This window comes from Sphaerisporangium sp. NPDC004334, from assembly GCF_053602655.1.
In genome coordinates this window covers 85,852-107,159 of sequence record NZ_JBSGDZ010000009.1, presented here as the reverse complement: position 1 = coordinate 107,159, position 21,308 = coordinate 85,852, and the positions used below count along the sequence as shown (strand labels likewise).

General features: G+C 73.9%; 22 protein-coding genes and 1 pseudogene. 18 read left to right on the top strand and 5 right to left on the bottom strand.

The genetic code is table 11. From position 1 onward, the window contains the following. Positions 1 to 191: 191 nt before the first annotated feature. Both ACWEN6_RS13215 and ppgK read right to left on the bottom strand, forming a co-directional pair. Positions 192 to 626, bottom strand: coding sequence for an ATP-binding protein (locus tag ACWEN6_RS13215; protein ID WP_452570384.1), 435 nt, complete (start codon positions 624 to 626; stop codon positions 192 to 194). A 245-nt stretch (positions 627 to 871) separates the two neighbouring features. Next, the gene (ppgK, locus tag ACWEN6_RS13210; protein ID WP_354851340.1) at positions 872 to 1,624 is read right to left on the bottom strand and encodes a polyphosphate--glucose phosphotransferase; all 753 of its coding nucleotides are present in this window, start codon (positions 1,622 to 1,624) and stop codon (positions 872 to 874) included. Positions 1,625 to 1,684: 60 nt separating this feature from the next. On the opposite strand from ppgK, the gene ACWEN6_RS13205 reads away from it, so the two are divergent. Further along, positions 1,685 to 2,617: a hypothetical protein gene (locus ACWEN6_RS13205; protein ID WP_452570383.1), complete on the top strand. Its 933-nt coding sequence runs from the start codon at positions 1,685 to 1,687 to the stop codon at positions 2,615 to 2,617. Here the strand turns inward: ACWEN6_RS13205 and ACWEN6_RS13200 are convergent. Both ACWEN6_RS13200 and ACWEN6_RS13195 read right to left on the bottom strand, forming a co-directional pair. Continuing rightward, positions 2,593 to 4,719: an aminotransferase class I/II-fold pyridoxal phosphate-dependent enzyme gene (locus ACWEN6_RS13200; RefSeq protein ID WP_452570382.1), complete on the bottom strand. Its 2,127-nt coding sequence runs from the start codon at positions 4,717 to 4,719 to the stop codon at positions 2,593 to 2,595. The two genes, ACWEN6_RS13205 and ACWEN6_RS13200, sit on opposite strands and share 25 nt — an antisense overlap. A gap of 249 nt (positions 4,720 to 4,968) precedes the next feature. Beyond that, positions 4,969 to 6,420 carry a cation:dicarboxylate symporter family transporter gene (locus tag ACWEN6_RS13195; protein WP_452570381.1) on the bottom strand — a complete coding sequence of 484 codons (1,452 nt, stop codon included), beginning with the start codon at positions 6,418 to 6,420 and terminating at the stop codon, positions 4,969 to 4,971. A 184-nt stretch (positions 6,421 to 6,604) separates the two neighbouring features. Here ACWEN6_RS13195 and ACWEN6_RS13190 point away from each other — a divergent pair, with 184 nt between their 5' ends. The 3 genes and pseudogenes from ACWEN6_RS13190 (at position 6,605) to ACWEN6_RS13180 (ending at position 8,891) form a co-directional block, all read left to right on the top strand. Next, complete coding sequence (locus ACWEN6_RS13190; RefSeq protein WP_452570380.1) at positions 6,605 to 8,224, top strand: ATP-binding protein; 1,620 nt, start codon at positions 6,605 to 6,607, stop codon at positions 8,222 to 8,224. Continuing rightward, positions 8,221 to 8,364 (top strand): annotated as a pseudogene (locus ACWEN6_RS13185) (response regulator); the annotation flags it as partial. The gene ACWEN6_RS13190 and the pseudogene ACWEN6_RS13185, both read left to right, overlap by 4 nt. 50 nt (positions 8,365 to 8,414) lie before the next feature. Beyond that, positions 8,415 to 8,891 (top strand): hypothetical protein, encoded by a 477-nt coding sequence (locus tag ACWEN6_RS13180; RefSeq protein ID WP_452570602.1) that lies wholly within the window; start codon positions 8,415 to 8,417, stop codon positions 8,889 to 8,891. Positions 8,892 to 8,965: 74 nt separating this feature from the next. Here ACWEN6_RS13180 and ACWEN6_RS13175 read toward each other — a convergent pair whose 3' ends face one another. Next, entirely contained in the window at positions 8,966 to 9,157 is a 192-nt protein-coding gene (locus ACWEN6_RS13175; RefSeq protein ID WP_354851325.1) for a DUF2795 domain-containing protein, read from the bottom strand. A 529-nt stretch (positions 9,158 to 9,686) separates the two neighbouring features. On the opposite strand from ACWEN6_RS13175, the gene lanKC reads away from it, so the two are divergent. From lanKC to ACWEN6_RS13105, 14 genes are all read left to right on the top strand, one after another. Beyond that, entirely contained in the window at positions 9,687 to 12,407 is a 2,721-nt protein-coding gene (gene lanKC, locus ACWEN6_RS13170; RefSeq protein WP_452570379.1) for a class III lanthionine synthetase LanKC, read from the top strand. Continuing rightward, positions 12,407 to 12,529: a SapB/AmfS family lanthipeptide gene (locus tag ACWEN6_RS13165; protein WP_354851318.1), complete on the top strand. Its 123-nt coding sequence runs from the start codon at positions 12,407 to 12,409 to the stop codon at positions 12,527 to 12,529. The genes lanKC and ACWEN6_RS13165 overlap by 1 nt, the downstream gene beginning before the upstream one ends. A 42-nt stretch (positions 12,530 to 12,571) precedes the next feature. Further along, positions 12,572 to 12,694 carry a SapB/AmfS family lanthipeptide gene (locus ACWEN6_RS13160; protein WP_380824511.1) on the top strand — a complete coding sequence of 41 codons (123 nt, stop codon included), beginning with the start codon at positions 12,572 to 12,574 and terminating at the stop codon, positions 12,692 to 12,694. A gap of 42 nt (positions 12,695 to 12,736) precedes the next feature. Then, complete coding sequence (locus ACWEN6_RS13155; RefSeq protein WP_354851312.1) at positions 12,737 to 12,859, top strand: SapB/AmfS family lanthipeptide; 123 nt, start codon at positions 12,737 to 12,739, stop codon at positions 12,857 to 12,859. Between the two features lie 90 nt (positions 12,860 to 12,949). Further along, entirely contained in the window at positions 12,950 to 14,923 is a 1,974-nt protein-coding gene (locus tag ACWEN6_RS13150) for an ABC transporter ATP-binding protein (protein ID WP_452570378.1), read from the top strand. Beyond that, positions 14,920 to 16,656 (top strand): ATP-binding cassette domain-containing protein, encoded by a 1,737-nt coding sequence (locus tag ACWEN6_RS13145; protein ID WP_452570377.1) that lies wholly within the window; start codon positions 14,920 to 14,922, stop codon positions 16,654 to 16,656. Before ACWEN6_RS13150 ends, ACWEN6_RS13145 begins: the two co-directional genes overlap by 4 nt. A 142-nt stretch (positions 16,657 to 16,798) precedes the next feature. Then, entirely contained in the window at positions 16,799 to 17,266 is a 468-nt protein-coding gene (locus ACWEN6_RS13140) for an Asp23/Gls24 family envelope stress response protein (RefSeq protein ID WP_452570601.1), read from the top strand. Next, positions 17,263 to 17,748 carry a hypothetical protein gene (locus ACWEN6_RS13135; RefSeq protein WP_452570376.1) on the top strand — a complete coding sequence of 162 codons (486 nt, stop codon included), beginning with the start codon at positions 17,263 to 17,265 and terminating at the stop codon, positions 17,746 to 17,748. Before ACWEN6_RS13140 ends, ACWEN6_RS13135 begins: the two co-directional genes overlap by 4 nt. Next, on the top strand, positions 17,741 to 17,932 hold the full coding sequence (locus tag ACWEN6_RS13130) for a hypothetical protein (protein ID WP_354851397.1): 192 nt from the start codon (positions 17,741 to 17,743) through the stop codon (positions 17,930 to 17,932). Before ACWEN6_RS13135 ends, ACWEN6_RS13130 begins: the two co-directional genes overlap by 8 nt. Then, complete coding sequence (locus ACWEN6_RS13125; protein ID WP_452570375.1) at positions 17,929 to 18,426, top strand: Asp23/Gls24 family envelope stress response protein; 498 nt, start codon at positions 17,929 to 17,931, stop codon at positions 18,424 to 18,426. Before ACWEN6_RS13130 ends, ACWEN6_RS13125 begins: the two co-directional genes overlap by 4 nt. Continuing rightward, positions 18,423 to 19,316, top strand: a complete 894-nt coding sequence (locus ACWEN6_RS13120) for a DUF6286 domain-containing protein (protein WP_452570374.1) — start codon at positions 18,423 to 18,425, stop codon at positions 19,314 to 19,316. Before ACWEN6_RS13125 ends, ACWEN6_RS13120 begins: the two co-directional genes overlap by 4 nt. A 3-nt stretch (positions 19,317 to 19,319) precedes the next feature. After that, the gene (locus ACWEN6_RS13115) at positions 19,320 to 20,000 is read left to right on the top strand and encodes a hypothetical protein (RefSeq protein ID WP_452570373.1); all 681 of its coding nucleotides are present in this window, start codon (positions 19,320 to 19,322) and stop codon (positions 19,998 to 20,000) included. Between the two features lie 119 nt (positions 20,001 to 20,119). Next, positions 20,120 to 20,578: a DUF4383 domain-containing protein gene (locus ACWEN6_RS13110; protein ID WP_452570372.1), complete on the top strand. Its 459-nt coding sequence runs from the start codon at positions 20,120 to 20,122 to the stop codon at positions 20,576 to 20,578. Positions 20,579 to 20,727: 149 nt separating this feature from the next. Next, entirely contained in the window at positions 20,728 to 21,240 is a 513-nt protein-coding gene (locus tag ACWEN6_RS13105) for a hypothetical protein (RefSeq protein ID WP_452570371.1), read from the top strand. Positions 21,241 to 21,308 lie beyond the last annotated feature (68 nt).

Sequence of the window (21,308 nt, the reverse complement as noted above, 5' to 3'; positions counted from 1 at the left end):
CGAACGACCGCCACCGGCAAGGATAAGCAACCTTCCCCGGCTCTCCGCCAACGGTTTACCGCCGCCCCGTCCCCGATTTCGCCCCTCGCCCGCCCTGACCTGCGCTCTTACCCCTCTGCTTCCCCTCGGCGCGCCTTCCGCGAATCCCGCGGCCCCGCCGGCGGCGACCACCTGCCGGCGGGACGCCGGGGTCAGCGGGCGGCGCGCAACAGCTCGCCGGGTGAGTCGTGGGTGTACTTGAGCGCTTTCTCCAGGCACACGATCGCGCCCTGCCGGGGACGGTTGATGAAGCGCACGTCGTCGGCCAGCGCGCGCATGATCTGCAGCCCCCGTCCGCCCTCGGCCATCGGCGGACGCTCCCCGATCTTGTCCGGGTCGAAGCCACCCCCGGTGTCCAGCACGGTGATCACGAACTTGTCCGACACGAGCTGCGCGCTGACGGTGTACTCGTCGCCCTCCGTGGCGTGCTTGATGACGTTGGAGCAGGCCTCGGTGAGCATCAGCAGGATGTCGTCCCTGATCTGTTGCTCGACGCCGAGCACCTCCAGCTCGGCCCCGAGGATCTGCCGGGTCACCGACACGCTCGCCGCATCGCGCGGCAAGCGCAATGCGATGGTCACCTCCATGATTTCTCCTTTCCGCCCACGTCACTAAAGGTGCCCCCAGGACAGGGGACAAACGCGGAAACGGAAAGGTGATGCGGTCCGCGCCGCGGTCCGCGTCCGGTCATCCTTGCCCCGCGAACAATCTCCCCAGAGCCGGTCAGAACGATCGCGGGGACCGGGGAGAGGTCCGCGCGGGGCGGGGACGCGTGTGCGCGGCTGTGCGGCGCCGCGGCTCCCCCCGGGGCCGCGGCTGCGCGCGGGGTGGGTCAGCGGTGCGCGTGCGCGGCGGTATCCGCGGCGAGCGCCGCCCCGATGATGCCCGCCTCGTTGAGCAGCGCCGCCGGCACGATGGGCGTCCCCGGCAGCTCGATCAGGGGCAGCCACTTGTCGGCCTTCTTGCTGACGCCGCCACCGACGATGATCAGCGACGGGGACAGCAGCATCTGGATGTGCTCCAGGTACCTCTGCACCCGTTCGGCCCAGTGCTCCCAGCTCAGGTCGTGCTTCTCCCTGGCGTGGTCGGAGGCACGGCGCTCGGCCTCGTGGCCGTCGATCTCCAGGTGCCCGAACTCGGTGTTGGGGACCAGCAGCCCGTCCACGATCAGCGCGCTGCCGATGCCGGTGCCGAAGGTGAACATCGCCACCAGCCCCGCCCGGCCGTGCCCGGCCCCGAACCTGGCCTCGGCCAGGCCCGCCGCGTCGGCGTCGTTGAGCACGGTGACGTCCAGGCCGGTCGCGTCGGCGAACAGCCCGCGCGCGTCCAGGCCGATCCAGGAGCGGTCGACGTTGGCCGCCGTCCTGGTCACCCCGTCCAGCACGACCCCGGGGAAGGTCACCCCGACCGGGCCGGTCCAGGCGAAGTGCTCCACGATCTGCCGGACGACGCCGGCGACCTCCTTCGGCGCCGAGGGGCTCGGCGTCGGCACCCGCAGGCGCTCGCGCGACAGCCTCCCGGCCGCCGTGTCGACGGGGGCGCCCTTGATGCCCGATCCGCCGATGTCGATTCCCAGCACGTCCATGTCCACTCCTCGTCGAGCCGTCACCGTCTTATTACCGCTATCGTGCGCATGATGCCGTACTTGCTCAGACCGCTGACGCTGCTGCTGTCCGCCGCGCTCGCCATGACGTGCCTGCCGGCCCCGCCCGCGCGGGCGTCCGCGGGCGCCCCTGAGGCGCGCCCCGTCCCCCGTGTCCCGGCCGGCACGACCGCGGGCTACATGGTCTTCGACCGCACGACGCGCGCGACGACGCTCGCCTACAACATCCACAGCCGCTTCCGGTCGGCCTCCGTGGTCAAGATCCTCATCGCGCTGGACCACCTGCAGTCTCGCAGGCCGGGCCAGGCGATTCCTGCCGCCGACCAGCGGCTGCTCCGGGACATGTTGCGCTCCAGCGACGACGACGCGGCCTCGGAGTTCTGGCGGCGCGGCGGCCGGCGGGCGATCATCGAGCGCATGGTGCGCCGGCTGGGCCTGCGGGACACCGAAGCGCCGCCCGCGTCCCGGCCGGGCTTCTGGGGCTACACCGCGCTCAGCGCCTCCGACGTCGTGCTGACCTACCGCTACCTGCTCGACCGGGCCGACCCGAAGATCCGCGATCTCATCCTCGGCCACCTGCGGCACGCCACGCGGTGCGCGAGCGACGACTTCGACCAGTACTTCGGCATCCCGCACGCCGTGCCGCGGCCATGGGCCGTCAAGCAGGGCTGGTCCGGCTACGGCGCCACCCCGGCCGTGCGCTGCTCCGGCGCGCGCTCCACCGCCACCGCCTCCACGGCGGTCGGCGCCACGGCGGCCGGCGCCACGGCGGCCGGCGCCACGGCGGTCGCGCCCGCGCGTCCGCCCGTGAACCTCCTCCGGCCGGTGCTGCACACCACCGGGCTGGTCGGCGCGGGCGACCGCCTGATCATCGTGGTGCTCACCCTCCAGCCGGCGGGCGCCTCTTACAGCGGCTCGACCGCGCGGCTGACCACCCTGGCCAGGCAGGTCTACCTGGCCGGCCGCCCGCGCTGAGGGCCGTCGGGCCAGGTGCCGAGCACGGCGTCGAAGGGCTCGGTGTTCTCGTCGAACCTCCACCGCGCCGAGGTGTCCAGCGGGTCCAGGCGCCCGTGCCGGGGGTCGTCCCTGCCGACCACGAACGGGTCGGTCTGGGCGGGCGCGGCGTAGGCGTCGTCCGGCCGGCGGGAGGCGCCCGACGGGGCCTCCCGCCGGTAGGAGGAGGACCCCTCCCACTGGTGGGAGGACGCCGGCTCGGCCTGGTAGGAGGAGGCGGCCTCCGGCCGGTAGGACGACGGGGACGGGTCGCGCGAGTAGGAGGACGGGCCCGGCTCCAGCGTGTAGGAGGACGGAGCGGCCTGCCATGTGTACGAGGGCGAGCCGGCGTCCGCCGGATACGAGGACGGGGCCGGGTTCCGCGCGTACCCGGACGATCCCGCGTCCCTCGACGAGGACGACGCGGCGGGGTCCCGCGAGTACGAGGTCGAAGCGGCCTCCCGGGTGTACGAGGACGCGGCGGCCTCCCGGGTGTACGAGATCGGAGCGGGGTCCCGCGAGTACGAGGCCGGGGCGGAGTCCCGCGAGTACGAGGCCGAAGCGGAGTCCCGGGAATACGAGGTCGAAGCGGCCTCCCGGCCGTACGAAGACGCGGCGGCCTCCCGCGAGTACGAGGCCGGGGCGGAGTCCCGCGAGTACGCGGTCGAAGCGGCCTCCCGGCCGTACGAAGACGCGGCGGCCTCCCGGGTGTACGAGGCCGGGGCCGGGTCCCGCGAGTACGAGGCCGAAGCGGTGTCCCGCGAGTACGCGGTCGACGCGGGGTCCCGCGGGTAGGGGGCCGTGGTCTCGGAGAGGTAGGCGGCCGGGGCGATCGCGGACGGCGTCACGGCCGGCTCGGAGGAGTAGGACGAGTAGGTCAGCGGGTCCTTGGCCGCGGACGCCGGGGCGGCGTAGGCCTGCTGGTAGGAGGACCCCACGCCGATGGCGGCGGCGGCCCGGCCGTTGCCCACCGAGAACAGGCACGCGTGCAGCCCGTCGATCAGGCGCTGCACGTCCTCGCGGGGCCGCACCGCGAGCCGCAGGAAGTCGCTGCTGGAGCCGAGCTTGTCGCCGCACTCGCGGACCAGCACATTGTGGGCCGACAGCAGGTGCTCGCTGATCGCGCGGCCGTCCTTGCCCTCGGGCAGGCGCACCATCACGAAGTCCGCCTGCGAGGGGTACACCGTCACGCCGGGGAGCGTCGCGAGCCGCTGGGACATCGACCGGCGGTCCTCGGCGAGCGCGCGCAGGCTCTCCCGGTGGTCCCGCAGGTGCTCCCTGAGCAGGAACACCAGCGACTCGGCGCAGGCGTTGAGGTTCCACCGGGGCAGCACGGACCGGATCTTCCCCGCGAGCGCCGGGTTGGCGACCAGGTAGCCGAGGCGGGCGCCGGGCAGTCCGAGCGCCCGGTCCAGGCTCCGCAGCACGATCACGTTGGGCCTGATGGCGGCCTCGCCGGCGACGCCGGGGGCGGCCTCGGCGTCGACGAAGTCGGCCAGGGACTCGTCCACGACGATCAGGTCGAGGTCGGACAGGCCGTCCAGAAGCTCGACGACCCGCGTGCGGGACAGGTGGCCGCCGTCGGGGTCGTTGGGGGTGCAGATGACCGCGACCCGCGACCCGCGCCTGCGGACGAAGCGGGTGTAGGCCTCGGGGTCGAGCGCGAAGCCCTGGTCCTCCTGGAGGGGGAACATGTCGACGCGCTTGCCGGTGCCGAGCGGCTGCTCGGTCCACAGGCCGGGGGCCGGGATGGGCACGGCCAGGCTCTCCTGGACCAGCAGGTGGTCGATCCAGGTGATCAGCTCGCTGGTCCCGTTGCCCATCACGACCGTCTGCGGCTTGAGCCCGAGCACCGCGCAGAGCTCGGCGGCGACGGCGTCGGCGTCGGCCGGGTGGCGGCGCAGGACGGCGGCGGCGTCGCGTTCCAGCCGCTCGCACATCTCGGGCGTGGGGAAGTGCGGGTTGCGGGGGTGGCGGAAGTCCACCGGGGCGCCCTGGGCCCCGGTGGTCCCGCGCTGGTGCGAGAAGGACGACGGGCCGTTCGCCTCCGCGCGCAGCGGGCTGAGATCGGTGGAACCGGCCAACAGGGGTCTCCTCCATGACGGCGTGACGACGGGCGTCCGCGGGCACGACATCCCGAGGTACGCGGCCGGGAGGTCACGGGTTCATCCCCATTCCCGCGCGGCCTCGCCATCGGCGGGGCCGCGCGGCCCGGCGGGCCACGGGTTCGGCGCAGCCCGCCGAATCACGGGTTCGACGCGGCCCGGCGATCACCGGTTCCGCCGATCACCGGTTCCGCCGATCATCGAGGCGGTCGATCACCGATTCGCCGATCAGCGGGCGACGGTCTCGCCCTCGGCCCGTGCCGGGCGCTCCGGGGCGACGGCGTCCGGGGCGTCCCCGCGGGGCTCCGCGGGGCCGTTCCCGTCGCCTGGGCCGTCGCCGTCCCCCGGGTCGTGCGCCTCGCCGGGGCCGTGGTCGTCCACGAAGGTGGCCTCGTCGAACGGGTCGCGTCCGGCCAGCACCTCCGTGGCGCGCTCGCGGTCGAAGTCCTGCACCCACGTGCCGATCACCACGGTGGCCACCGCGTTGCCGGCGAAGTTGGTCAGCGCGCGGGCCTCGGACATGAACCGGTCGATGCCCACGATCAGGCCGACGCCGTCGACCAGTTCGGGCCGGTGGGACTGCAGCCCGCCGGCGAGCGTGGCCAGACCGGCCCCGGTGACGCCCGCCGCGCCCTTCGAGGCGATGATCATGAAGACGAGCAGGGAGATCTGCTCGCCGACCGACAGCGGGGCGCCGGTGGCGCTGGCGACGAACAGCGTGGCCATCGTGAGGTAGATGGCGGTGCCGTCGAGGTTGAAGGAGTAGCCGGTCGGCACGGTGATGCCGACGACGGCGCGGCTCACGCCGAGGTGCTCCATCTTGGCGATGAGGCGCGGCAGCGCCGACTCCGAGGAGGAGGTCGACAGGATCAGCAGGAACTCGCGGCCGAGGTAGCGCAGCAGGGTCAGCAGGTTGATCCGGGCGACCAGCCAGAGGATCGCCCCGAGGACGATGCCGACGAACAGCAGGCAGGTGAGGTAGAAGCCGCCCATGAGGATGGCGAGGCTGCGCAGGGCCTCCCAGCCGCCCGCGCCGGCCACGGCGGCCATCGCGCCGAACGCGCCGACGGGCGCCGCCCACATGATCATGGCCAGGACGCGGAAGACGAGCCGCTGGACGTGCTCCAGGCCGCGCAGGATCGGCGTGCCGCGCGGGCCCATGCGCTGGAGGGCGAAGCCGGTGAGCAGCGCGACCAGCAGGGTCTGCAGCACCTGGCCGCCGGTGAACGCCGAGACGAACGTGGTCGGGATGATGCCGATCAGGAACGAGACGCTGTCGCCGCTCTCGCCGCCCTTGGCCGCCTGCTCCTCCCCCGCCTTGCGCAGGGCGTCGGTGAGCTGGAGCCCCTCGCCGGGGTGCAGCATGTTGCCGACGACCAGGCCGATCACCAGGGCGACGGTCGACATGACCAGGAAGTAACCGATGGCCAGGCCGCCCACCTTGCCGACCTTGGCCGCCTGGGCGACCGAGCCGACGCCGAGGACGATGGTGCAGAAGATGATCGGGCTGATCATCATCTTGATCAGAGCCACGAAGGCGGTGCCGAGCGGCTTGAGCGCCACGCCCGTCTCGGGCGCGAGAAGTCCGATCAGGACGCCGGCGACCACCGCGACGATGACGGCGAGGTAGAGATAGCGGGTGGGGTCCCGGCGCGCCGGGGGTGAGGCCGTGATGGTCACTCGACGCTCCTTGTCTGTTCGTGCGCGTACGTTCGTACGGGTGGATGGGGGGTTCGATCGAGTGACTATGCGCCGAGTCAGTGACCTGGGTCACTATTGCGTACATTTCGTACGTTGCCGCTGTCGCACGGCGACGGCCCGGCGGCGTGCGCGGGCCACCTCGGGACCCGGCGGAGGTGAGGCCGTGACCGCGATCAGCTCCCGGCTGCGGGGCTGGAGCCTGGCGCGGCAGATGCTCGTGCTCCAGATCGTCGTCGTCGGGGTCACCGTGGCGGGCGGCACCGCCCTGGCCCTGCTGCACACCGGCCGGCTGATCGACGAGCAGGCCGCCTCCACCTCCAGGCGGATGGCGATCAGCGTGGCCGACTCCCCCACCGTGCTCGCCGCCCTGGACGACCCCGACCCCTCGGCCGTCCTGCAGCCCTACGCCGAGCGGGTCCGCCGCGAGGCCGGCATGGACTTCATCACGATCATGAGCACCGAGGGCCGCAGGTACAGCCATCCGAACCCGCGGCGGATCGGCGGGCGGTTCCTCGGCACGATCGCGCCCGCCCTGGCCGGGCGCACCTTCACCGAGACCTACACCGGCACGCTCGGCCCCTCGGTCCGGGCCGTCACGCCGGTGCGCGACGCCTCCGGCCGCGTCCGCGCGCTGGTGAGCGCCGGCATCTTCGTCGACAAGATCAGCGCCCAGCTCCGCGAGCAGATCGCGGCGGCGCTGCTCACCGGGGTGGTCGGCCTGTCCGCGGGCACCGCGGGCACCTACCTGGTGGGGGCGCGCCTGCGCCGTCACACGCACGGCTTGCGCTCCTCGGAGCTGAACCGCATGTACGAGCACCACAACGCGATCTTGCACGCGGTGCGCGAGGGGCTGCTGCTCATCGACGGCGAGCGCCGCCTGACGCTGGCCAACGACGGGGCGCGCGAGCTGCTCGGGCTGCCCGCCGACGCCGAGGGGCGGCCGATCGCCGAGCTCGGGCTGCCGCCGTCGCTGGCCGGGTCGCTGGCCTCCGGCGAGGACCGCGCGGACGACATCCACCTGACCGGCGACCGCGTCCTTGTGGTCAGCTCCGCGCAGGTGCGCTCGGGCGCGCGGTCGCTGGGCACGGTGGTGACGCTGCGCGACCACACCGAGCTGCAGGTGCTCACCGGCCAGCTCGACGCCGAGCGCGGCTTCGCCGAGTCGCTGCGCTCGGCCGCGCACGAGGCCGCCAACCGGCTGCACACCGTGGTCACCCTGGTGGAGCTCGGACGCGCCGAGCAGGCCGTCGCGTTCGCCACCGCCGAGCTCAAGACCGCCCAGCAGCTCACCGACCGCGTCGTCGGAGCCGTGCGCGAGCCGGTGCTGGCGGCGCTGCTGCTGGGCAAGACCGCCGAGGCCGCCGAGCGCGGCGTGGAGCTGGCGATCAGCCCGGACAGCGAGCTGGACGACGTCGCGCTCGACGGCCGCGACCTGGTGACCATCCTCGGCAACCTGGTGGACAACGCCGTGGAGGCCGCCATGACCGGCGCCGCCCCGGCCCGCGTGCGCGTTCACCTGCGCGCCGAGGACGGCGCCTTCCTGGTCCAGGTGAGCGACAGCGGGCCGGGGGTGGACGCGGCGGCCGTCGAGGACGTCTTCCGGCGGGGCTGGACCACCAAGGGCGACGGCCGCGGCCTGGGGCTGGCCATGACCGGCCAGGCGGTGCGCCGCCTCGGCGGCACGATCGAGATCGGCCGGGGCGGCGCGGACGGGAACCCGGGCGAGGGCGCCGTGTTCACCGTCCGACTGCCGCTCCCCGCGGGCCCGGGCGGCGCGTCGTGATCTCGGTGCTGATCGTCGAGGACGAGGAGCTCACCGCCGAGGCCAACCGCCTCTACGTCGAGCGGGTGCCCGGATTCACGGTCGTGGGCGTGGCCCGCTCGGGCGGCGAGGCGCTGCGGTTCCTGCGGCGCCGCCCGGCCGACCTGGTGCTCCTGGACCTGTTCCTGCCCGACATGCACGGGCTGGACGTGTGCAGGAGCTGCGGGCGGCGGGGGTGTTCTGCGACGTCATCGCCGTCACCTCGGCGCGGGACCTGTCGGTGGTGCGCTCGGCGGTGTCGGTCGGGGTCGTGCAGTACCTGCTCAAGCCGTTCACCTTCGCCACGCTGAGCGAGAAGCTGCGGCACTACGCCGCCTTCCGCTCGTCCATGGACGGGGCGGGCGAGGTCAGCGGCCAGAGCGAGGTGGACAGGGCGCTGTCGGCGCTGCGCGGGACGGCGCGCACCGTCCTGCCCAAGGGAATGGCCGAGGCGACGCTGGAGGCGGTGGCGGGCGAACTGCGCAGGACCCCCGGGGGGATGTCGGCGCAGGCGATGGGCACCGCGATCGGGGTCTCGCGGGTGACGGCCCGCCGCTACCTGGAGCACCTCGTCGGCAACGGCGTCGCGCGCCGGGTGCCCCAGTACGGCGGCCTGGGGCGGCCCGAGCTGCTGTACCAGATCACCTGATCGCAGCGGTGCGGCAGGCCGCGGGAGCGGTCCGCTCAGGACCTCGACGGCGGCCGGGCGTTTGACTGACCTCGTCAGGACCTGGCCAGTTCCTTGCTGATCCCGCTCGGTCCTTCGTACTCCTTGTCGGGAAGCCGGCGCAACGCGTCCATCGCCTGCTCGTCCGCGCCCTTCGACTTGGCGTGCTCGACGAGCTGTTCCTTGCTCGCCGGGTAGTCAACGCCGGACAGGAATTTCTGAACGTGGATGAAGTCCACCTGCGTCATGCTTCCTCCTTTGTCGCGAGGTAGTTCCTGTCCGTCGCGGAGATAGAGAAACCCGACATTCCACGTCGGCAAGCGAGACTGCCCGAATCTTTGCCATCGAAACCGAATCGCATTCAGCATTGTCGCGGCGGCCGCGGAGGACGCTTGGTAACATCTGTCCGAAATGACCCTATATAGCACCCAAAAACCGTTCAGGTGCCGTAAACACCCAGCCCCCGACGTCGCCGGAATCGCCGCGAACCCCTACCCCGCCAGTAGGACCGAGCAGCCGGAGGCCCAGGCAGAGGCCGGGCCGGGGGGTGCCGCGACCCGGCAAAGTGTGTCAACCCTAAATTTTTCGCAATGTCATCGACATTGCAGCCTCGGTAAAGATCCACTGGTCAAGGTAGATAACTATGACAGTTATCACGAAAACAATAGTGACACTGGCATATGACGGCTATGGGTCCGGTCACTAGGCACGGCTGGGGCTATCCGTAACTCTCCTCTTAGCGCCGAGCAGAACCGAGCGAAGAGAGGGGTGCGGGACGTGATCGACAGGTACGAGATCTATTGCCTCGCCGATCCACTGTTTTACGACACCCTTGACACTCAGCGTACAAAGTATCCCGACTTTCCCATATCGGGCAGGGAGGTACCTGTCGGCTGGGAGCACCGCGCCACCGACACCTGGCTGCACTACGGGCCCGAGGACCGGTCCCTCCCCCTGCAGGGATGGAAGATCCACGTGTCGGCCTGTCTGGACGACGCCGAGAAGACGCTCGCCGTGATCTGGGACTACTGCGTGGGCCGCCGGCTCAGCTTCAAGTTCCTGCGCGGCCCCCGCGTGGTCATGATGCTCAACTCCAAGTACGCCGAACGGGGCAGCAGCGGCAAGCTCGCCACCCTCTACCCGGCCGACGAGGCCGAGCTGGAGATCGTGCTCAAGGAGCTGGGCGAGCTGCTGCACGGCGTGCGCGGCCCGTACATCCTCAGCGACCTGCGCTACGGCGAGGGTCCCCTGTACGTGCGCTACGGCGGATTCGCCGAACGCTACTGCCTGACCCCCAACCGGGACCGCGTCCTGGCGATCGCCGACGCGGACGGCACCCTGGTGCCCGACCGCCGGGGCCCGTCCTTCTCGCCGCCGTCGTGGGTGACCCTGCCGGACTTCCTCCGGCCGCACCTGGAAGCCCGCAACTCGGTGACGCTCGCCGGCCTGCCGTACGAGATCGAGAAGGTGCTGCACTTCTCCAACGGCGGCGGGGTGTACAAGGCGCGCGACACGCGCACCGACCGCCCGGTCGTCCTGAAGGAGGCCAGGCCGCACGCCGGGCTCGACGCCGCCGGCCGCGACGCGGTCGCCCGCCTGCGCCACGAGGCCGACATCCTGCGGCGCCTGCAAGGGCTCGACGTCGTGCCCGCATTGCTCGACTACTTCACCCTGGGCGAGCACCACTTCCTGGTCCAGGAGTTCATCGACGGGACGACGCTCAGCCAGGAGTCGGTGCACCGGCACCCCCTGACCCGCGCCACGCTCACCCCCGAGGACGCCGCCGAGTACACCGAATGGGCGCTGGACATGCTGGCCCGGGTCGAGCGGGCGGTGACCGCGCTGCACGAGCGCGGGGTCGTCTTCGGCGACCTGCACCCGTTCAACGTGCTGGTCGAGGACGACCGGGTCGTGCTGATCGACTTCGAGGTGGCCGGGCTGGCCGAGAACAACAGCCGGCCGACCCTCGCCCACCCGGGCTTCTGCCCGCCCCCGGACCGGCTCGGCATCGCGGCCGACCAGTACGCGCTGGCGTGCATGCGGCTGAACCTGTTCGCCCCGATGTCCACGGTGCTGATCCCGCTGCAGCGCGCCAAGGTCGTCCACCTGGCCGAGCTGGTCGGCGACACCTTCCCGGTGCCGCGCGCCTTCGTCGAGGAGGCCGTGCGCACGATTCTCGGCGGCGACCCGGGCCAGGTCGCGGACCGCGCCTCCGCCGCACCGGAGGCGCCCGCGCCCGCGAATGGGGCCGCCGCGTCGCCCGCGGGAACCGCTCCCGCGCGCACGGCCTCCCCGGCCCACGACCTGGGCGCGATGCGCGAGCTGCCCCTGCCGGGCCGCGCCTCGTGGTCCGCGGTGCGGCAGGCGGCCCACCGCGCCATCCTGGCCTCGGCGACCCCCGGCCGCGCCGACCGGCTGTTCCCCGGCGACGCCGCGCAGTTCCAGCCGGGCGGCGGGCTCAACCTGGCCAACGGCGCCGCCGGCGTGCTGTACGCGCTCGCCCAGACCGGCGCCGGCCGGTTCCCCGAGTACGAGACCTGGCTGCGCGAGCGCGCCATGACGCCACGGCCGGGCACCGGCCTCGGCTTCTACGACGGCCTGCACGGCGTGGCCTACGCCTTCGAGGCGCTCGGCCGCAGGGATGACGCCCTGGAGCTGGTCACCCTGTGCCTGCGCGAGAAGTGGGAGCAGCTCGGCCAGAGCCTGTACGCCGGCCTGTCCGGCATGGGGCTCAACCTGCTGCACCTGGGCGAGGCGACCGGCGACCGCGAGCTGACCGGCGCCGCCCTGCGGATCGCCGACATGGTGGCCGGCCGCCTCGGCGCGGTCGACAGCGTGCCGGAGGTCAGCGGCAGCGGCAACCCGCACGCCGGGCTGATGCGCGGCTCGTCGGGCCCGGCCCTGCTGTTCCTGCGGGCGTACGAGACCACCGGCGACGCCGGGCTGCTGGACCACGCGCACGTCGCGCTGCGGCAGGACCTGCGCCGCTGCACCCACCGCTCCGACGGGCAGCTCCAGGTGCAGCAGGGCTGGCGGACCAACCCCTACCTGGACGAGGGCTCGGCCGGCATCGGCGTGGTTTTGGCCCGGTACCTGGCCCACCGCGAGGACGACGACCTGCGGCAGGCGCTGACCGACATCGGCCCGGTGGCGACCCTGGACTACTACGTGCAGTCGGGGCTGTTCGCCGGGCGGGCCGGCATGATCGCGGCGCTCGCCCTCGGGCTGCGACCCGGCGTCGGGCCCACCTCGCCCGAGGTGAGCGGCCAGATCGCGCGGCTCGGCTGGCACGCCATGCCCTACGGCGGCGGGCTCGCCTTCCCCGGCAACCAGCTCCTGCGGCTGTCGATGGACCTGGCGACCGGCACCGCCGGCGTCCTGCTCGCACTGGGCACCGTGCTGCACGACCGGCCGGTGACCGTGCCTCTGATCTCCCCGTCCGGCGCTCCGGCCGGAACGGGGCTCCCTGCGACGACCACGGAAGGAGGTGATCGGTAATGGCTCTCCTCGACCTCCAGGAGATGGAGCTCGCCGGCGGCCACGGCGGCGGCGGCAGCAACCTGAGCCTCGTCGGGTGCACCCCCCACGAGAACAGCAGCCTCAGCATCCTCTGCGGCTGATCCCCCGAACCCTCCAAGTACCACGAAAGGGCGTGACCTCGAATGGCGCTTCTCGACCTGCAGGACATGGAGATCCCCACCGGCGGTGGCGGCGGCGGCAGCAACCTGAGCCTCGTGGGCTGCACGCCCCACGAGAACAGCAGCCTCAGCATCCTCTGCGGCTGACCTTCAATCCCCTCCAAGTACCACGAAAGGGCGTGACCTCGAATGGCGCTTCTCGACCTGCAGGACATGGAGATCCCCGGCGGCCACGGCGGCGGCGGCAGCAACCTGAGCCTCGTGGGGTGCACCCCCCACGAGAACAGCAGCCTCAGCATCCTCTGCGGCTGATATCGGCTGATATCTGAGCCAGTGCCTGGGGCGGCCCTCATCCGGCCGCTCCAGGCCTGACCATTCCCGCACAACACGGAGGGGAAACCTTTGCCACGCCGGACGGGGTCGGACGGGCTTCTCTTCGAGGTGCTCCGCCGCAGCGGCCGGTGGCCCGCCGTGTACGCCGTCACCGCGCTGTCCGGCGCCGTCGTGGAGCTGCTGCTCCCGGCCGCACTGGGTGGCGCGGTGGACGTCCTGGTCACCCCCGGCGGCTCCCCCGATACCACCGGCCCCTCATCTTCGGGGGTTCTCGCCCTGACCGGCGGCCCCCTCCTGCACTGCGTCCTGCTCGTCGCCGCGCTGGTGGCCTGCGACGCCGTGGCCGTGTTCGCGGCCGGCGCCGGCGGAGCCCAGGCCGCGCGCGGGCTGCGCCTGCGGGTCGTGCGGCACATGCTGGGCGTCGGCCCGGCCATCTCCCGGCGCTTCTCCGCAGGCGACCTGGTCACCCGGGCGGGCGGCAACGCCGAGGAGGTCGGCGCGGCCCCCGAGGCGCTCATCACCGCCGTGGCGCTGCTGGTGCCCGCGGCCGGCTCGCTGGTCGCGCTCGCGCTCATCGACCCCTGGCCCGCGGTGGCCTTCGTGGCGGGCCTCGCCCTGATCGGGCTCGTCCTCCGCGCGTTCCTCCGCGAGACCACCGCCGTCGCCGGCGGATACCAGCAGGCGCAGAGCGACATCGCCTCCCGGCTGATCGACGCGCTGTCGGGGGCGCGCACCATCGCCGCGGCCGGCACCGAGGACCTGGAGGTGCGCCGCGTGCTCCAGCCGCTGCCGCGCCTGCGCGCCAGCGGCATGGCCCTGTGGCGGGTCAACGCCCGCGCCGGGGTGCAGGCGGCCATCGTCGTGCCGCTGCTGGAGATCGCCGTCATCGGGGTGAGCGGCTTCCGGCTGGCCGCCGGCGCGATGAGCGTCGGAGACCTGTTCGCCGCGGCGCGCTACGCCGTGCTGGGCGCCGGCATCGGCTCGGCGCTCGGATACCTGAACCGCCTCGCCCGCGCCCGTTCAGCGGCCCGGCGCGTCAGCGAGGTCCTCGATCGGCCGGCGACGGCCTACGGCGAGGCCCGCCTGCGCCCCCCGGCCGGCCCCTGCGCCGGGCTCTTCGAGGACGAGGACACCGACGCCCTGGCGGGGGACGGCGCGCCGGACGAGCGCGGCCGGCTGGAGCTGCGCGGCGTGAGCGTGCGCGTGGACGGGCGTCCCGCGCTGCGCGACATCGGCCTGACCGTGCCGGGCGGCGCCACGCTCGCCGTGGTCGGCAGGTCGGGCAGCGGCAAGTCGCTGCTCGCCGCCGTCGCCGGGCGGCTGGTGGACCCCGACGAGGGCGAGGTGCTGCTCGACGGGGTGCCGCTGCGGCGGCTGGAGCGCGCCGCCCTGCGCGGGGCCGTCGGCTACGCCTTCGAGCGGCCGGTGCTCTTCGGCGCCACACTGGCCGAGGCGATCGGCGTGGGCCGCCCGGAGGGCCTGGCCAGGGACGCCGCCCGGGACGCCGCGGCCGACCCCTTCATCCGCAAGCTCCCCCGCTCCTACGCCACCCCGGTCGACGAGGCCCCCATGTCGGGCGGCGAGCGCCAGCGCGTCGGGCTGGCCAGGGCCTTCGCGCACGGCGGCCGGCTGCTGATCCTGGACGACGCCACCTCCAGCCTGGACACCGTCACCGAGTACCAGGTGGCGCGGGCGCTCACCGAGAAGCTGGGCGACCGCACCAGAGTGATCGTCGCGCACCGGGCCACGACGGCGGCGCGCGCCGACCTGGTCGTCTGGCTGGAGGACGGGCGGATCCGAGGACGCGGCAGCCACGAGACGTTGTGGCGCGACCCCGCCTACCGCGCCGTCTTCCAGACCCCCGACCGCGCCGCCTCCCCCCGGGACGAGGCCACCCGCCCCACCGCCACCCCGGCCTCCCCTGAGGATCTCCCCTGCCCTGCCGCCCCCCCGGCCTCCGCTGAGGTAGGACGGCCGCCGGGCGCCGGTCCATCCTCCGCCTCGCGGGGCGCGGAGGGCGTTCGCGTGGTGGAGCGGGCATGAGCGTCCGGGAGCCGCTGTGGCGGGCGGTGCGCGCGCGCCCGCGCCACCTGGCGCGGCTGCTCGGCTGGTCGTTCGCCGAGGCCGCGCCGTCGTTCGTCTCGGGCCAGGCGGTCGCGCGCGCCCTGGACGACGGGTTCGCCGCCGGGCGTCCGGTGACCGGTCTCGGCTGGCTGGCCGTGCTGGCCGCCGCCTGGCTGGCCGCGGCGCTCGGCGCGCGGCAGGTGCTCCTGGCGATCGGAGGGATCGTCGAGCCGTTCCGGGACGACCTGCTGCGCCGCGTCGTCGACGGCACCCTGCACCGGGCCGCGGCCTCGGGCCTGCGACCCGACAGCGCCGCGGTGGCCCGGCTGAACCGCCAGGTGGAGCTGGCTCGCGACGCGTTCGGCGCCGTGATCGCCGTGGTCAGGTCGTTCCTGTTCTCGGTGGCCGGCGTGGCGCTCGGCGTGCTGACGCTGATGGGCGCGGTGCTGCCGCTGGTGCTGCTGCCGCTGGCCGCGGGGCTCGTGCTGTTCGCGCTCTCGCTGCCCGCGATGGCCCGGGCGCAGCGCGAGCTCATCCTGGCCGAGGAGCGAACCGCCTCGTCGCTGGCGGCCATGGTGGACGGGCTGCGGGACGTCACCGCGTGCGGGGCCGAGGACCGCGTGGCGGACCGGGTCGGGGTGGATGTCGAGCGCCAGGCCCGGGTCGCCCGCACGCTGGCCGGGCTCACGGCCGTGCGCACCGTCTCGCTCGCGGTGGGCGGGTGGCTGCCCGTCCTGCTGGTGCTGCTCGCCACGCCGTCGCTGGTGCGGCAGGGCGCGACCGCCGGGGTGATCCTGGGCACGCTGACCTACGTCGCGCAGTCGCTCACCCCCGCCTTGGGCAGCCTCGTGCAGGGGGCGGGGGTCAACGGCGTGCGCCTGGTGACGGCGCTCCAGCGCATCGCGGCGACCAGCGCCCGGCCCCCGGCGGCGGCGACCCGCCGCACGGGCGGGCCGGAGGGCGTGGAGCTGCGTCTTCAGGGGGTGAGGTTCGCCTACGGACCGGGCGCCGACCCGGTGGTCGCCGACCTGGACCTGACGGTGGCCGAGGGCGACCACCTGGCCGTCGTGGGGCCGAGCGGCATCGGCAAGTCCACGGTGGCGGCGCTGGTGGCCGGCGTCCTGCGCCCGGACGCCGGGCGGGTGCTCATCGGCGGGGTGGCGGTCGGGGAGATGGACCGCGCCGCCATGTGCCGGGCACGGGTCCTGATCCCGCAGGAGGCGTACGTGTTCCGCGGCACGCTGCGCGACAACCTGACCTACCTGGCGGACGGCCGGTCCCGGGGGGAGCTCGCGGAGCTCGCGGAGCTCGACCGGGCGGTGGAGGCGGTCGGCATGACCGAGCTGGCCCGGAGGCTGGGCGGCTACGACGCCGAGGTGGACCCGGGCGAGCTGTCGTCGGGAGAGCGCCAGCTCATCGCGCTCACCCGCGCCTACCTGTCGCCCTCGCGGCTGGTCCTGCTCGACGAGGCGACCTGCCACCTCGACCCGGCGGCCGAGGCGCGGGCCGAGGAGGCGTTCGCCGCGCGCGGCGGGACGCTCATCGTGATCGCCCACCGGCTCACCTCGGCCCTGCGCGCGAAGCGGGTGCTGGTCATGGACGGCGCGCGGGCGCGGGCCGGGACGCACGAGGAGATGGTCGCCGCCTCGGAGCTCTACCGGGACCTGATGGGCCGGTGGTCGGCTCCGGTGGGCGCGCACGCCCGGCACTGACACGCCGATAATCAGACATTTGCCATAAATAACCATATATCTCCCTATTTACGGGTACGTGCTCACTTACGCCGGTTGTGCCTTCCTATTCGGCGACGCAGGCCAGTCCTGCTGGAACGGAGGCAACGAGGTGAGCACACAGATGAACCAGACCAAGACCCAGGCGCCCGACGTCACGACCGCGCGGCCGATGACGCATCGGGGCAACGCCGAACTCGTCAGCGAACACGGCAGGACGACCATCGCCGACACCGTGGTGGCCAAGATCGCGGGCATGGCGGCCCGCCAGGTGTCCGGCGTGTACGCCCTGGGTGCGGGCATGTCCCGGGCGCTGGGCGCGGTACGCGAGGCCCTCACCGGGGGCGGCGGCACGGCCAGCACGCAGGGTGTCGCGGTCGAGGTCGGCGAGCGCCAGGCCGCGGCCGATCTGGACGTGATCGTCGAGTACGGGGTGTCCATTCCCGACCTCGCGGCCGGCGTGCGCCGCAACGTGATCGACGCCGTGGAGAACATGTGCGGCCTGGAGGTCACCGAGGTCAACATCACCGTGGACGACCTCCACCTGCCCGGCGAGGAGACCGGCGAGCCCCAGGAGGCGCGGGTCCGATGACACCGCCCGCGGGCGTCCGCGAGAGGCCCGAGGTCGAGCGGCTGGCGGACCGCATCGCCCTGGCGGTGGAAGGCTGCCCGGACGTCGCCTCCCTCGCGGGAGGCCCGGTGGCGACCTACCTGGCCGGGCGGACGGTCGCCGGGGTCGCCGTGCGGGACGCCGAGGTGGAGGTGGCCGTGGTCGTCCGGTACGGCCGGCCGCTGACCGAGGTCGCCGCCGAGGTGCGCTCCGCGGTCGAACCGCTGGTGCCCGGTCTGCCGGTCCACGTCCGCATAGACGACATCACCCTGCCCGGCCAGGAGGCCCTGACCGGCGAGGAATCCGCCGCCCCGCCGGCCGCGCGGGCCGATGCCGCCCCGGAGGAGACCGGCCGCCCCGCCGAGGGCGAGGCGGGCCGTGCCGCAGGAGCGGGTGGCGGCCGGCGGCGGGCGCCGCCGCGCAGCGATCGCTCAGAGACAGGAGAAGGTGAGCGAGATGGATGACAACCGTCTGTGGCCCGCGGTCGGCCTGCTGTTCGGGGCCGCGCTCGGATTCGCCGTGGTGGTCGGCGGCCTCACGGCGTTCCTCGTCGTACTGGTGCTCGGCGTGCTGGGGTTCCTGGTGGGCCGGGCGCTGACCGGCGAGCTGGACATGAGCGGCCTGCTGGGCGGCCGGAGACGCACATGAACACCGGGCCGGGCCGGCCGTCGCCGGCTCAGGACCCCATGGCGCCGGGCCGCGCCGGGACGGCCGCGCCTCCCGCCGAGGGGCGCGGCGCCGCAGGCCCGGGCACCGGACCCGCGTCCGCGGGCGCCGTCGCGTCCCCGGAGGGCCGCGGGCACACCGGCATCACCGACCGCGTGCTCGAACGCGTCGCCGCATGCGCGGTGCGCGAGGTGGAGCAGGTCGGCGGGGCGGCGCCCCGGATGCTCGGCGTGCCGCTCGGGCGGGACGCCGGGCGGGCGGACCCCCGGGTCAGCGGGCATGTGGAGGGCCGGATGGCCATCGTGCGGGTCACCCTGTCGGTGGCCTACCCCGCGCCGATCCGCCAGGTCGTCCACCGCGTGCGCGAGCACGTCGTCAGCCGGGTCAGGGAGCTGACCGGCCTGGAGGCACGGCAGGTGGACATCGACGTCACCCGCCTGATCCACCCGGCCGAACCGGGGAGGCGGGTGCGATGACCACCACACCGGGCCCGGGCGACCCGGCCTCCCGGCCCCCCGGAGCACAGGAACCGGGTCACGAGCCCGCCGGCGGACCGCCCTACGAGGCGGCCACCGAAGGCATGCCCCGGCCGCCCCACGAGGCGGCCACGGAGGGCATGCCTCGGCAGACCTACGAGGCGGCCACGGAGGGTATGCCGAAGGCCACCACGGAGGGCATGCGCGGAACCGGCGCGGAGGGCACGCCCGAGGCCGCCGCGCGGGACATGCCGCCACGGAGCCGCGAAACCGGGAACATGACGCCACCCGAGCCCGGCGGCCTGCCGGCGACGACCGAGCCGGCGCCGGTCGACCGGGCCCGGCGCAGGGCGGCGGCGCGGGCGTTCCGATCGCATCGGACGCTTCCCGCGACCCTGGTCGCGCTCCTGCTGGCGGCGGCCGGCATCGTCACCATGGTCGGCGCGGTGACGGCGGCGGCCCGCACCCGCGCGGGGCTGCCCGCGCTGACCTGGCTGGCTCCGCTCGGCCGGGCGCGCTGGGACGACCCGATGGCGCTCACGACCGCGGCCGTGGCCGGCCTGCTCGGCATCGTGCTGCTGATCGCCGCGTTCAAGCCCGGACGGCCCCGGCTGGTCGCGCTGGCGTCGGAGGACCCGCAGACGGTCACCGGCATCACCCGGTCCGGCCTGCGCCGCCACCTGGCCGCCGTCGCGGCGGCGGTGGACGGCGTCTCCCGCGCCCGGGTACGCCTGCGGCGGCGCGCCGCGGAGGTGACGGTCGCGACGCCGCTGCGCGACCCCGGCGAGCTGCCGGGCGAGGTCGGCCAGGCCGTCGAGGGCCGCCTGGCCGAGCTGCGGCCACTGCGGCCGATGCGCGTACGGGTCGCCGTACGCCGGAAGGGGGGATGAGCGGTGAGCCACCTTCACAGCCGCCACGCCGGCGTCAACCGCACCGGGCTGGCGATCGTCGGCCTGATCCTGCTTCTGGCGGGCGCCGCGGCGCTGGCCAAGGGTCTCGGGCTGCTCGGCGCGCGCGGCCAGCCGGTGATCTCCGGCCAGGTCGCCGCGTTCGCGTCCCGCACCGGCTGGTTCTGGCCCGCGGTGGCCGTCGCCGGGCTGGTGGTGGAGCTGCTGGCCCTGCGCTGGCTGCTCATGCAGGCGCGCAGGAACGCCATCCGCCACCTGGATCTGGAGGAGGACCCCGGGCACGGCGCCACCCACCTGTCGGCCAGGGCCGCCGCCGAGGCGGTCGAGGACGACCTCGTCCTGGCCATGCGCGAGGTCCCGGCCATCTCGGAACGACCGGCCGCGACCGGTACCGAGCCCGGGCACGGCCCGGCGGGCACGCAGGGCACCGGACGCGGGCACGGCGCCGGACGCGGGCGCCGCGCGCCCGCCGAACGGGTGCGGGCCCGCCTCGGGGGGGCGCCCAGCGCGCCCAGCCTGGCGCTGGCCGTCGTCCTGCCCGACGAGTCCGACCCGGCCGCGGCCCGCCAGGGCATCCAGAACGCCGTGGCCCGGCTGCGGGGCTCGCTGGAGACCGACCGCCTGCCCGCCACGGTCCGGATGCACACCGTCCGCACCCACCACTGACGCCGCTTCCGGCGATCGCGCCGGCCCGCCCGCCCGGCGGCCGGCGCGATCAGCGGTCCGGCGGCGGCTCCCATCCGGCCACGACCCATCACATCAGCAAGATCTACGCAGGAGGCGTCATGAGCGCGCACACGCGTCAGATGACCCGGACACCGCTGCAGACCGCCGCGCTCGTCATGGGGATCATCTTCCTCGCGGTCGGCATCCTCGGTTTCATTCCCGGCATCACCACCGACTACGGCGCCATGAGGTTCGCCGGGCACAACTCGGGGGCCCACCTGCTGGGGCTGTTCCAGATATCCGTCCTGCACAACATCGTGCACCTGGTCTACGGCGTCGTGGGGCTGGCTCTGGCCCGCGGTTGGACCGGGGCGCGCAACTTCCTGGTCTGGGGCGGCGTCATCTACCTGCTGCTGTGGATCTACGGACTGCTGTTCAGCCACGCGAGCGCGGCCAACTTCGTGCCGTTCAACACCGCCGACAACTGGCTGCACTTCCTGCTCGGCATCGTCATGATCGGCCTGGGTGTGGCGCTGTCGCGCGGCGGCGGCCCCCGCAGAGGCCCCTTCTCCGTCTGACCGGCTCGGCGCCACCTCGCGGGAAGGCTCCGCGAGGTGGCGCCGTCACGCCGGCGTCACGCCGCCATGACGTCCCGTGCCTCATGGTGAAGCCACGTCGACTCATCCGCGGAGGGGTCGAAGCAGCGGCCACGAAAGGGGACGGCGACATGAACAGAACCATCCGGAAGGCGTTCGTCGGCGCACTGGGCACCTGTTGCCTGACCGCGACGCTCCAGACGGCGGCGAGCGCGGCCGGCGCCCCGACCACGAACCGGACGGCGCAGTCGGTCAGCTCCCTGAACGACCTGCGCACCGACAACGGGGACCGGGGCAGAAGCAGCATCCGGGACCGCGACCGCGACAGAGACCGAGATCGAGACCGAGGCAGCGAGAAGCGAACCAGAGAGCGCGACCGCGAAAGGGACCGCGGCAGGAGCAGCAGCAGGGACCGCGATCGCGACCGAGGCAGCGAGAAGAGAATGAGAGAGCGCGACCGGGACCGCGACCGCGACAGAGACCGCGGCAGCGAGAAGAGAGGCAGAGAGCGGGATCGGGACCGCGACCGAGGCAGCCGGGACCGCGACAGGGACCGCGGCAGCGAGAAGAGGACCAGAGAGCGCGACCGCGACCGGGACCGGAGCAGCAGCAGGGACCGGGACAGGGACAGGGACCGGTACTAGCCGCCGCGGACAGGCCGTCGCGTCACCGGAGTGGCCAGGGGTGGAACGTGCTCGCGTCCCGTTCCCCG

What these genes read in the sequence shown, in the direction of transcription:
- ACWEN6_RS13175 (WP_354851325.1), bottom strand. Translation starts at nt 9,157, where the DNA reads ATGACGCAGGTGGACTTCATCCACGTTCAGAAATTCCTGTCCGGCGTT.
- ACWEN6_RS13165 (WP_354851318.1), top strand. Translation starts at nt 12,407, where the DNA reads ATGGCTCTCCTCGACCTCCAGGAGATGGAGCTCGCCGGCGGCCACGGC.
- ACWEN6_RS13160 (WP_380824511.1), top strand. Translation starts at nt 12,572, where the DNA reads ATGGCGCTTCTCGACCTGCAGGACATGGAGATCCCCACCGGCGGTGGC.
- ACWEN6_RS13105 (WP_452570371.1), top strand. Translation starts at nt 20,728, where the DNA reads ATGAACAGAACCATCCGGAAGGCGTTCGTCGGCGCACTGGGCACCTGT.
- ACWEN6_RS13125 (WP_452570375.1), top strand. Translation starts at nt 17,929, where the DNA reads ATGAACACCGGGCCGGGCCGGCCGTCGCCGGCTCAGGACCCCATGGCG.
- ACWEN6_RS13155 (WP_354851312.1), top strand. Translation starts at nt 12,737, where the DNA reads ATGGCGCTTCTCGACCTGCAGGACATGGAGATCCCCGGCGGCCACGGC.
- ACWEN6_RS13120 (WP_452570374.1), top strand. Translation starts at nt 18,423, where the DNA reads ATGACCACCACACCGGGCCCGGGCGACCCGGCCTCCCGGCCCCCCGGA.
- ACWEN6_RS13110 (WP_452570372.1), top strand. Translation starts at nt 20,120, where the DNA reads ATGAGCGCGCACACGCGTCAGATGACCCGGACACCGCTGCAGACCGCC.
- ppgK (WP_354851340.1), bottom strand. Translation starts at nt 1,624, where the DNA reads ATGGACGTGCTGGGAATCGACATCGGCGGATCGGGCATCAAGGGCGCC.
- ACWEN6_RS13130 (WP_354851397.1), top strand. Translation starts at nt 17,741, where the DNA reads ATGGATGACAACCGTCTGTGGCCCGCGGTCGGCCTGCTGTTCGGGGCC.
- ACWEN6_RS13215 (WP_452570384.1), bottom strand. Translation starts at nt 626, where the DNA reads ATGGAGGTGACCATCGCATTGCGCTTGCCGCGCGATGCGGCGAGCGTG.
- ACWEN6_RS13135 (WP_452570376.1), top strand. Translation starts at nt 17,263, where the DNA reads ATGACACCGCCCGCGGGCGTCCGCGAGAGGCCCGAGGTCGAGCGGCTG.
- ACWEN6_RS13145 (WP_452570377.1), top strand. Translation starts at nt 14,920, where the DNA reads ATGAGCGTCCGGGAGCCGCTGTGGCGGGCGGTGCGCGCGCGCCCGCGC.
- ACWEN6_RS13140 (WP_452570601.1), top strand. Translation starts at nt 16,799, where the DNA reads ATGAACCAGACCAAGACCCAGGCGCCCGACGTCACGACCGCGCGGCCG.